The organism is Arthrobacter sp. Y3223164 (assembly GCF_059091005.1).
In genome coordinates this window covers 1-9,366 of the sequence record NZ_JBNHGF010000085.1, presented here as the reverse complement: position 1 = coordinate 9,366, position 9,366 = coordinate 1, and the positions used below count along the sequence as shown (strand labels likewise).

Genomic DNA, 9,366 nt, shown 5'->3' with positions numbered 1-9,366 from the left:
AGGCCCAGCACGTGCCCCCGGTTCCCGCCGACGACGACTCCGCGGTTCCCGGGGCCGCTCCCGCCGCCGGTGCCGGGCATGCCCGAGGCGAAGCCGTCCAGGCAGCCGTCACCCGGCTGCTGACCCGGGTGCTCGCCAAGCCGCCGGTGCGCAAGGCCGCCAAGGACCTGGGCATCAACCTGGCGGACATCACCCCCACCGGCAAGGGGGGCGAGGTCACCAAGCAGGATCTGCTCAGCTACCAGGCCCAGCGCGAGGCCGAGCAGGCGGCTGCGCCGACGTTCTGGGCCCCGCGCAAGGGACTGGACAACCGGATCGAGCGGGTCCCGGTCAGGGGCGTGCGCAAGGCGACCGCCAAGGCCATGGTCGAGTCGGCCTTCAGCGCCCCCCACGTGAGCATCTTCGTGGATGTGGATGCCTCGCGGACCATGGAGTTCGTCCAACGGCTGAAGAAGTCCCGCGACTTCGAAGGCGTCAGGGTCTCGCCGCTGCTCATCCTGGCCAAGGCCGTCATCTGGGCCGCCGCGCGCAACCCGAACGTCAACGCCAGCTGGGTGGAGACGGAGTCCGGCGACGAGATCCACGTCAAGCACTTCATGAACCTCGGCATCGCCGCCGCCACCCCCCGCGGCCTGCTGGTTCCGAACATCAAGGACGCCCAGGACCTCTCGCTCAAGGAGCTCGCGGTAGCCCTCAACGACCTGGCGACCACGGCCCGTGCCGGCAAGACCAAGCCCGCCGACATGCAGAACGGCACCCTCTCCATCACCAACATCGGCGCGCTGGGAATCGACATCGGCACCCCGATCATCAACCCGGGCGAAGTCGCCATCGTCGCGTTCGGCACCATCCGGCAGAAACCGTGGGTCGTCTCCGGCGAAGTCATTCCCCGCTGGATCACCACGCTGGGCGGGTCGTTCGACCACCGCGTGGTGGACGGCGACCTTTCCGCCAGGTTCATGGCAGACGTCGCCGCGATCATGGAAGAACCGGCGCTGCTGCTGGATTGACGGTGCGCCGCGGCATGCTGGGTTAACGGCGCCGCCGCCGCATGCCGGAGGGACTCTGTCCCGCGCGCGGATGCCCGCCGGGCCGCGGTTGGTTATGATCGCGGTGTGGCGAGGAGGAGCACCATCAGGTGATTAAGACAGCGGGCAACGCGGCGACCCATGGGGCAGAACCTACAGTGAGCCCGACGGCGGACCTGTACGACCAGTTCGGCGACGAACTGGCGTCGCTGTCGCTCCAGTTCGGCAACTTCGGCGGCCGGGCGTCGTTCAGCGGGCCGGTCCGCACCATCAGGTGTTACCAGGACAACGGGCTGGTGAAATCCGTCCTCAACTCCCCGGGCCACGGCGCCGTGTTGGTGGTCGACGGCGGCGGTTCGCTGGAGACGGCCCTGATGGGGGACATGATCGCCGCGGCCGCCGTGGCCAACGGCTGGTCCGGGGTAATCATTAACGGGGCGATCCGGGACCGGGCGGCCCTCGCGCAGCTGCCGCTCGGCGTCAAGGCGCTCGGAAGCAACCCGCGGAAGAGTGCCAAGGACGCCAGCGGGGAAGCAGACGTTCCCGTCGAGATCGGTGGCGTGCTGTTCCGGCCGGGCGCTACGGTCCACGCCGACCTGGACGGCATCCTGGTAGGCGCCTGACCGCGGCCGTGGTGTCTGCTCGGAGGACGCCGACCGGGATCCGCTCTGCAGTGATCAACGACCTCATGCCCTGACGGACCACCAAGGGTGGCGTTCCGGCTGTGAAAGACTGGGAGCATGAGTAACAACAGGCCCTCGGGTCAGCGCAACGACTCCGGCGTGCCCAGGATCGACTGGAAGGGCACCCTGTGGGCCATGGCGGCCGTCTTCCTGCTCAGCTACGTCATGATCTGGCTGATGCCGGGACTGCACCCCATCCTGCGGATCCTCATCGTGATCGGCCTGTATTTTGCCGGCCGCTACGCGTACTACCGCTATTTCAAGAACCGGCGCCGGCCATAGCCTTTGCGAGGACGGGCGCAAGCCGCCGCACGCCCTCGCGAATGGCCTCTTCGGGCACGGCGCTGAAAGCCAGCCGCAGCTGGCGTGACGGCTCCTCGGAGGGGCTGAACGCCGCCCCCGGGATGAAGACCACGCCGGCCTCGATCGCGTCGTAGAGCAGCGGGTAGGTGTCGACGCCCTCCGGAAGGGTGATCCAGACGAAGAAGCCGCCGTCGGGTTCGGTCCAGGTGGCCCCGTCGGGCATGAATTCGTCCAGCGCCGACAACATGGCGGCGCATCGGGTGGCGTACAACCGGCGGTAGGTATCGATCTGCCCCACCCAGTCGTGTTCGTCCAGGTAAGCGGAAATCAGCATCTGGTTCAGGGTCGGCGGGCACAGGGTGACGGCCTCGTTGGCCAGGTAGAAGCTCCGCTGCAGGTGGTCGGGCAGCAGCGCCCAGCCGATCCGCAGGCCCGGTGCCAGAATCTTGGAGAAGGAGCCCAGGTAGACCACGTCGTCGGGATTGTCCGCGCGCAGCGGCCGCAAGGGCTCGCCGTCGAAGCGCAGCAGGCCGTAGGGGTTGTCCTCAAGCACCAGGACGCCGGCCTCGCGGCAGATGTCCACGATCTGCTGCCGGCGCTCGGCGGCCAGCGTGATGCCGGAGGGATTGTTGAAGCTGGGGATGGTGTAGAGGAATTTGATGCTGCGGCCCTCGCCCTGCAGCTCTTCGATGCGGCGCTGGAGTTCCGAGGGGACGAGACCGTGTTCGTCCATCAACACCGGCTCCACCTGGACCTCGTAGGCCTCGAAGGTGTTCAGCGCGCCCACGTAGGTGGGATCCTCGCACAGCACCACGTCGCCGGGGTTGCAGAAGACTTTGGCGGCCACGTCCTGGGCGGACTGGGAACCCGCCGTGACGACGACGTTCTCCGGATCCACGCCCGTAATGCCTTCGCGCGCCATGACCTCGCAGATCTTCCGCCGCAGGTCCTGGGTACCCTGGCCGCCGCCGTATTGCAGGGCGGTCATCCCATGCTCGGAGATCAGCCGCTGCGCCATGCCGGCGATCTTCTCCAACGGCAGAGACTGCAGGTAGGGGTTGCCGCCGGCCAAGGAAACTAACCCGGGGCGCATCGAGATGTCGAAGACGTCGCGCACGGCTGATTGTTTGATGTTGGCGGCGCGCTGGGAGAACAGGTGCTGGTGCCGGTGCGCCGCAGTGGCGCGTTCCAGCGCCACTTCCGTTTCGGTGGGCAGGGTTTCGGAAAGGTCTGCATCCTGTGAAGTCACTCACACAGGATAGCCCGGGGCGTTACGGAATAGGAAACAGAAGTTTTCTATTAGTGCTGCCCGGGGCTAGAGCCAGCCCGCGTCCCGGGCCTTGAGCGCGGCCTGGAATCGGCTTTCCGCGCCGAGCTGCTCCAGCATCCAGGCAATGTGGCGCCGGCAGGTGCGGACGCTGATGTCCAGCCTCCGGGCGATCACCTCGTCCGAGTACCCGGCGGCCATGGCGTTCAGGATGGAGTGCTGGATGCCGTTGAGATCCGAGGCGCCGTTTTCCTGCCCGTCCAAGACGTAGGGATCGGCCAGCTCCCAGGCCACGTGGAACAGGTTGATGAAGACCTGGATCAGGTTGAAGTCGCGCACCACCAGCGCGCCGCGGTCTTCCGGATGCAGTTGGCGCCCGATCAGGGCCAGGTTGCGGTCGAAGATCATGATCTTGAGCGGAACGTAGGGCAGGGTTCGGTACTCGCCGCCGGCCGGCGAGATCGCGGCGACCGCCTTGCGTGTGGGCACGTGGTCCAGGGTGCTGGCGTGGCTGATGTTCTTGCGCACGACCCCGCGATTGAGCAGTTCGATGTCCTTTTGAATGCCCTCTTCGTGAACATCGGCGGAGGCCCCGGAGCCCGGCTGGCTGATCAGCACCTGCTCGGAAACGTCCCGGCCGTAGTCCACCAGCAGCTTGCGGATTACCCCCGGGTCTTCGAGGACCTCCACGGAGGAGTCCAGCGACACCCGTTTGCGGGCTGCAAGGTACGTGGGCACGAGGGCCGCCATGTCCGCACGGTGCCCGCTGATCTTGGTGCGCAGGTCGATTAACAGCCGCTCGTCGGAATCTACCAGTTGCGACAGGGCGACGTCGGGGGAGATGGCGACATAGCATTCGACATTCGGTGCCGGCTGCTGCAGCAATTGCCTGCTGACCAGTTCGCCGATGGCGATGTTTAGGTCGCGGATGGTGTAGCCGAGTGCCGTGGACATGCTTTCTTTGGTCCAGCCGGGGTGGGCCACGGCGTATTCATAGACCTCGAATGCCGTCCCGCTCAGCATAGGGCGCTCCTCCGGTTGATCCATTTACGTATCACGCAGGGCCTGCTGTTTCCTGTGCGGTGCGGCCGCTCTTTGGCCAGTCTAAAGCACTTCTTCGGCCCATCTTGCGTCCATCATGACCGGCCACTTCCTGCCATGGCCACATTATGCCATCACCTCGCGGCCTTTGAGTGACGATCCTTGGGAGGCGCTCCTTCCCCCGGATTTCCGGGGCGGCAGGCGGTTTCGACCGCCTGTCCGGAACGTGACAGCACAAGCCGTGAGGCACGATCATGGCATGTCCGGATGTTGCAACGAGTTTGGCTGGACAGGCGGAGCAGAAGCACGGAACTCTTGAACTTGTCGGGGGCGAGCAACCCGGCTGGATTTGTCACTGTACGAACCTAAGCCATGTGAAGGGAATGACATGTTCAAGAAGATCGCAAGCATCGCGGCAGGTCTGCTGGTTGCTTTGGGGGCGGTCTCTGCGGCCACTCCGGCAGTAGCCGCCGATCTAGGACCGGTTCCCCATTCTGAAAACGCCACCGCTTCCGCCTATATCTGGGACTGGTAAAAAGCCGCCCCATCTCATCGGCATTGTGCTGATTCCGTAACCAGGATGACGCCGGCTATCCCTCCCCAACCACCAGAACATCGAACCAGGAGTAGCGCATGAGCCAGCTGACAGCCATCCGCCCAACAAGTTCGGTGAACGTTAAATCGTACTGGTGGGTTCTGTCTATTTACACGGGTAGGCAGGACGTAGTCGACGCAGTCATAGGAGAACTGGTTACACCGCTGGTCGCCCACGCTCGCCGCGAAGGCGTGGGCCGCTGGTACTTCAACCACAGTGCCGACCAGATGGGGCCTCACCTGAAGGTCCGGTTCCTGGGCCGCCGCCCAATCCTCGACAGCCTCCAAAGGTTCGAGTTGGCGGCCCGGGACCGGGTCCTCGACATCCTTCCAGGCATCACGACCCAGGAAAGCTTCGTATTGCCTTTCGGCAGCGGGGATTCCATTCAGCTCTCGCCGGCCGATGCCGCCGTCCCCGTACCCGAAGCGGACCTGGACCGTTTTGGGGGACCCGATGGGCTGGAGCTCGCGGAGGAGGTATTCGAACTTTCCTCCGAACTGGCCATGTGGGCCACGCAGCGTTTCAGCAAGGCCCAAGGACGTTCGGCGCTCGCCTCCCTGCTCCTCTGCGACGCGGCGTGGGCCATGATGTATGGGCCGAAGGCGCAACAGTGGCCGGACCGCGGCAGGCTGTCCTGGGACTACTGCTGGGACAACCATCTTCGGGTATCCACTGCCGAGCTGGGCCGTTCGGCTCCGAAGGCGCGGCACAGCCTCACCGCAGGACTGGTTGCCCGCACCGCACCGATGCACCGCCTGATGGCAGCGACAGCGGACGAAAGCAGCGTTCAGAACTGGCGCCGCCGCTGGATCAGGACCCTTGACTCGTACCTGTACCGGGCGGACCGGGCGCGCGTTAGCCGCAGCGCGCAGCAATTGACGTTTTCCCAAGCCCACCTGCTGATGAACCGGTTGGGGTTCACCACGTGGGAAGAGGCGGCACTCGGCGTCTACGCCAGGGCCTGGTCGCCGGAAGTCGAATCCTCGTTGTTGGAGAAGAGGACAAAATGAGCCCGTTCGGTTTCTCGTCGATTGGACCCGAATCCATCAAGGATCCGGATGTCAAAAACGAAGGAACAGCATCATCACTGGATCAGGTCGGGGTGCTGGGTGCGCACGCCCAGGATGATGACCTCTGGAACCTCACCGGCAGCAACTACTCGCGCGACGCCGCGTGGGCAGACCAGGCGTGGCAATAGGAGAACGTCCGCCGGCATCTGCGTCGGTGCCCACATCATTTCCTCCCCCAACAGGATCAGGCCGGAGCGACCCCCAACGCTCCGGCCTGATCCTTTCTTCGCGGTTCAGGGGCTGTTTCCACCCATCACGCCGTGATGCGGACGGCACGCCCGCATGCCCTGATCAGTTGTAGAGCATGCCGCCGTCTACCAGCAGCACCTGGCCGGTGACGTAGTCGGAGTCGGGGCCGGCGAAGAAGGACACGATCTTTGCCACGTCTTCGGGCGTCTCGATCCGGCCGAGGGCGATGCCCTCCACGTTCTCCTTGAGGTTCTGGCCGATCGGCTTTCCGTTGATCTTGCTGAGTTCCTTGTCGATGAGCTCCCACATGCCGGTTCCGACAATGCCGGGCGCGTAGGCGTTGACCGTGATCCCCTTGGGTGCCAGCTCCTGTGCCGCCGCCTGCGTAAAGCCGCGCACGGCGAACTTGGAGGCGGAGTAGGCGCTGAGGATCGGGAAGCCCTGGATGGCCGCGATGGAGGCAGCCGAAATGATCTTGCCTCCGTGGCCGAGCTCTTCAAACTTGGCGGCCGCAGCCTGGATGCCCCAGACCACGCTGTTGACGTTCACGTTGAAAATCTGGTCGAGTTCCTGCTCGCTGATTTCAAGAACTGGCTTGACCTGGGCAATGCCTGCGTTGTTGACGATGACGTCGAATCCGCCGAGCTGGTCGGCTGCCGTGTCGACAGCCGCGACGACGTCGTCCCTCTTGGCGACGTCGGCTGCCACGAAAACGGACTTGCGCCCGAGGCCTTCGATCTCCGCCGCGACAGCCTCGCCCTTGGCGCGCTGCGGCTCGATATCGGCGATGGCGACGTTGAAGCCGTCTTCAGCCAAACGAAGAGCGATGGCCCGCCCGATGCCTTGGCCGGCGCCGGTTACGAGAGCGACCTTGTCCTGCACAGTCATTAATGTCTCCTTTGTACTGCTTCCAGCCCGCCGTTGCGCTTATCCCAGCGCGACGACCGGCTGCGGTGGACACCGTCGAATTACAACCGGTGTCACTACGCGCAACACAGACCCGTCAGGATTCATTCCTTTGCATATTAATGCGTGCCGGGGCAGGCCAAGCCGAAGCAGCGCCACGGCAGCCGTCCAGCGGCCGCCTAGTGGCCGAAAATGTCCGCGTCGGTGATGTCCGCGGTGCCCCGGTCCAAGGCGGAGATCCGGGCCAGCTCGCCGGCCTCCAGCATGAAGTCGAAGATGGCGAAGTTCTCGGCCAGCCGGTCCGGGTGCGCGGACTTGGGGATGGGCACATGCCCCAGCTGGGTGTGCCAGCGGAGCACGATCTGGGCCGGGCTCTTGCCGTACTTGCCGGCCAGCGACTGAACCGCCGGCTCCCGCAGCAGGTCCCCGCCTTTCCCGAGCGGGCTCCAGGACTCCGTGACGATGCCGCGCTGGCGGTGTAGCTCCACCAGATCCCCGCGGGTGTGCCGGGGATCCAGTTGAATCTGGTTGACCTCGGGTACCAGCCCGGCGTCGAACAGCCGATGCAGGTGCGCTGGTTTGAAATTGGACGTGCCGATGGCTCGCACGCTCCCGTCCTCCAGCAAACGGGTGAGCCCCTCGAAGGCCTCTACGTAGCGGTCCTGCCCGGGGTTTGGCCAGTGGATCAGCAGCAGGTCCACGTAGTCGACGCCCAGCCGGCGGGCGCTGGCCTCGCAGGCCTGCCGCGCGCCGTCGACGCTGTGCCACTGCTTATTGAACTTGGTGGTGATGAAAACTTCCGAGCGGTCAAGCCCGCTGCGGCGGAACCCCTCGCCGACGCCTTCCTCGTTCCGGTAATTTTCCGCGGTGTCGAACAGCCGGTAGCCCAGGTCGAGCGCAGTTTCGACCGTCCGGGCGGCTTCCGCATTGTCCAGGGGCCAGGTTCCCAGTCCCAGCAGCGGCATCTTGGCCCCGTTGCGGAGGGTCACGAGCGGAGCAAGCAGGTCGGCCACGGTCACAGTCTCCTCTGGTTGTCCTTCAGGACCCGGTCCCGGGCCCGTGGCACCCAGCCTAGGGGTGATCGTGCCGGCTGTGCACCCCGGGTGCCGGCCGCAGCCGGCGGCAGACGGAGAAGCGGATGCCGCAGGGCGCTTATTCCCCGGGCCAGGCGGGAAGAGTCCGCTAACCCGCGGAGGCGGCGTCGGCAGAACCTGCGTCGCGTGCGGCGGTCCGGGTCTCCAGCCAGGCCAACACGTCGGAGAGCAGGATCCGCCGGTGCGTCCCGCGGTACTGGACCGGAATGGTCCCGGCGTCGGTCAGGCGGCGCATGTAGGTCAGCGACACGCCGGCCACCTCCGCCGCCTGCGAGGTGTTCAGCAGTTCGACGGCGGAGCTGACCATCACCGCATCGCCGTGGGCAAAGCGGCGGAGCATATCGACGACGGCGTCCGCGGCTTGGGCGGGCAGCTTCACCGTGGTGCCGTTCACGAAGACGGTCACGTCGGCGCTCTCGTCGAGCGCCCGCTGCAGCCGCTGCGCCTGGGCGGCCGGGAGGGCATCGGTGGTGCGGGGAGTCAGCTGGGCCATGGGGACAGCGTAAGACACTTCCCGGTCCACACCGGGGAAGGCGTGCGGCGCCGTCGTTGTTGGCGTGGAGGTGTCCGGCGGCAGCCGTTGGCATTCCCCCGGCGGCCCGGCGGCGGGCGTTGACCTTCCCCCCGACGACCCGCCCGCGGCCATGGACATTCCCCGACTGCCCGGCGTCAGGTGAGCGTAAACTGCTGTTCGCGACGGACAGCGTGCGCCGTCCGCGGAAGTAAACATCCGACGACTCCCGAGGAGACCATCGTGGGCAGACCGTTCTACGCCGAATTGAAGGGCGCTGCGCACGCCGCGCACCGGCCGGTGCCTGCGGCCTGACATGGAGCACATCGCCAGCCTCCCCTTCGGATACGCGGTCAGCGCGCTGTTCGTGATCGTGATGCTGCGCGCCAACGCCACGTACTGGGCCGGCAGGGGAGTGGCCGCCGGCGGGCGGCACACCCGTCTGGTCCGGCAGTTGGATTCGCCGGCCATGCGCCGCGCGGAGGCTTTCATCGCGCGCTGGGGAGCCCTCGCCGTCGCGCTCTGCTTCCTGACGGTGGGCGTTCAGACCGCGGTCAACGCGACGGCCGGCCTTGGCCGGATGCCGCTGCGCAGGTATTTGCCGGCCGTCGTGGTCGGCTCGGTGCTGTGGGCGGTGCTGTACGCCACCGTGGGCCTGGCCGCCCTCAACGCCTGGCTG

The 9,366-nt window shown here is 66.2% G+C and carries 12 protein-coding genes; 7 read left to right on the top strand and 5 right to left on the bottom strand.

Going from position 1 to position 9,366, the window contains the following annotated elements:
- The 3 genes from AC5RUJ_RS06775 to AC5RUJ_RS06765 all read left to right on the top strand — a co-directional run.
- Positions 1-1,010: dihydrolipoamide acetyltransferase family protein (locus tag AC5RUJ_RS06775; protein WP_494155698.1), on the top strand; the 1,010-nt coding region annotated here is incomplete at its 5' end.
- Positions 1,011-1,138: 128 nt separating this feature from the next.
- Positions 1,139-1,651 (top strand): ribonuclease E activity regulator RraA, encoded by a 513-nt coding sequence (gene rraA / locus AC5RUJ_RS06770; protein WP_494155697.1) that lies wholly within the window; start codon positions 1,139-1,141, stop codon positions 1,649-1,651.
- A 117-nt stretch (positions 1,652-1,768) separates the two neighbouring features.
- Positions 1,769-1,993, top strand: coding sequence for a hypothetical protein (locus AC5RUJ_RS06765; protein WP_494000977.1), 225 nt, complete (start codon positions 1,769-1,771; stop codon positions 1,991-1,993).
- Here the strand turns inward: AC5RUJ_RS06765 and AC5RUJ_RS06760 are convergent.
- Positions 1,971-3,263 (bottom strand): aminotransferase-like domain-containing protein, encoded by a 1,293-nt coding sequence (locus AC5RUJ_RS06760; RefSeq protein ID WP_494000976.1) that lies wholly within the window; start codon positions 3,261-3,263, stop codon positions 1,971-1,973. The genes AC5RUJ_RS06765 and AC5RUJ_RS06760 overlap by 23 nt on opposite strands.
- 66 nt (positions 3,264-3,329) lie before the next feature.
- Positions 3,330-4,304: a helix-turn-helix transcriptional regulator gene (locus tag AC5RUJ_RS06755; protein WP_494000975.1), complete on the bottom strand. Its 975-nt coding sequence runs from the start codon at positions 4,302-4,304 to the stop codon at positions 3,330-3,332.
- Positions 4,305-4,710: 406 nt separating this feature from the next.
- Here AC5RUJ_RS06755 and AC5RUJ_RS06750 point away from each other — a divergent pair, with 406 nt between their 5' ends.
- The 3 genes from AC5RUJ_RS06750 to AC5RUJ_RS06740 all read left to right on the top strand — a co-directional run bounded on the left by AC5RUJ_RS06750 (position 4,711) and on the right by AC5RUJ_RS06740 (position 6,115).
- Positions 4,711-4,857: a hypothetical protein gene (locus AC5RUJ_RS06750; RefSeq protein WP_493979969.1), complete on the top strand. Its 147-nt coding sequence runs from the start codon at positions 4,711-4,713 to the stop codon at positions 4,855-4,857.
- Positions 4,858-4,955: 98 nt separating this feature from the next.
- Complete coding sequence (locus tag AC5RUJ_RS06745) at positions 4,956-5,927, top strand: lantibiotic dehydratase C-terminal domain-containing protein (protein WP_494000974.1); 972 nt, start codon at positions 4,956-4,958, stop codon at positions 5,925-5,927.
- Positions 5,924-6,115 carry a hypothetical protein gene (locus AC5RUJ_RS06740; protein WP_494000973.1) on the top strand — a complete coding sequence of 64 codons (192 nt, stop codon included), beginning with the start codon at positions 5,924-5,926 and terminating at the stop codon, positions 6,113-6,115. Before AC5RUJ_RS06745 ends, AC5RUJ_RS06740 begins: the two co-directional genes overlap by 4 nt.
- 163 nt (positions 6,116-6,278) lie before the next feature.
- Here the strand turns inward: AC5RUJ_RS06740 and AC5RUJ_RS06735 are convergent, their stop codons facing one another.
- From AC5RUJ_RS06735 to AC5RUJ_RS06725, 3 genes are all read right to left on the bottom strand, one after another.
- Entirely contained in the window at positions 6,279-7,064 is a 786-nt protein-coding gene (locus tag AC5RUJ_RS06735) for an acetoin reductase (protein ID WP_494074599.1), read from the bottom strand.
- 197 nt (positions 7,065-7,261) lie between these two features.
- Positions 7,262-8,095, bottom strand: coding sequence for an aldo/keto reductase (locus AC5RUJ_RS06730; protein ID WP_494127623.1), 834 nt, complete (start codon positions 8,093-8,095; stop codon positions 7,262-7,264).
- A 169-nt stretch (positions 8,096-8,264) separates the two neighbouring features.
- Entirely contained in the window at positions 8,265-8,669 is a 405-nt protein-coding gene (locus AC5RUJ_RS06725) for a helix-turn-helix domain-containing protein (RefSeq protein WP_494024139.1), read from the bottom strand.
- A 334-nt stretch (positions 8,670-9,003) separates the two neighbouring features.
- On the opposite strand from AC5RUJ_RS06725, the gene AC5RUJ_RS06720 reads away from it, so the two are divergent.
- Positions 9,004-9,366 (top strand): DedA family protein (locus AC5RUJ_RS06720; RefSeq protein ID WP_494155696.1); only part of this gene is annotated, 363 nt, incomplete at its 3' end.

Excerpts from the sequence above, each read along its gene's own strand:
- AC5RUJ_RS06765 (WP_494000977.1), top strand. The coding sequence starts at position 1,769 with ATGAGTAACAACAGGCCCTCGGGTCAGCGCAACGACTCCGGCGTGCCC.
- AC5RUJ_RS06755 (WP_494000975.1), bottom strand. The coding sequence starts at position 4,304 with ATGCTGAGCGGGACGGCATTCGAGGTCTATGAATACGCCGTGGCCCAC.
- AC5RUJ_RS06750 (WP_493979969.1), top strand. The coding sequence starts at position 4,711 with ATGTTCAAGAAGATCGCAAGCATCGCGGCAGGTCTGCTGGTTGCTTTG.
- AC5RUJ_RS06745 (WP_494000974.1), top strand. The coding sequence starts at position 4,956 with ATGAGCCAGCTGACAGCCATCCGCCCAACAAGTTCGGTGAACGTTAAA.
- AC5RUJ_RS06740 (WP_494000973.1), top strand. The coding sequence starts at position 5,924 with ATGAGCCCGTTCGGTTTCTCGTCGATTGGACCCGAATCCATCAAGGAT.
- AC5RUJ_RS06735 (WP_494074599.1), bottom strand. The coding sequence starts at position 7,064 with ATGACTGTGCAGGACAAGGTCGCTCTCGTAACCGGCGCCGGCCAAGGC.
- AC5RUJ_RS06725 (WP_494024139.1), bottom strand. The coding sequence starts at position 8,669 with ATGGCCCAGCTGACTCCCCGCACCACCGATGCCCTCCCGGCCGCCCAG.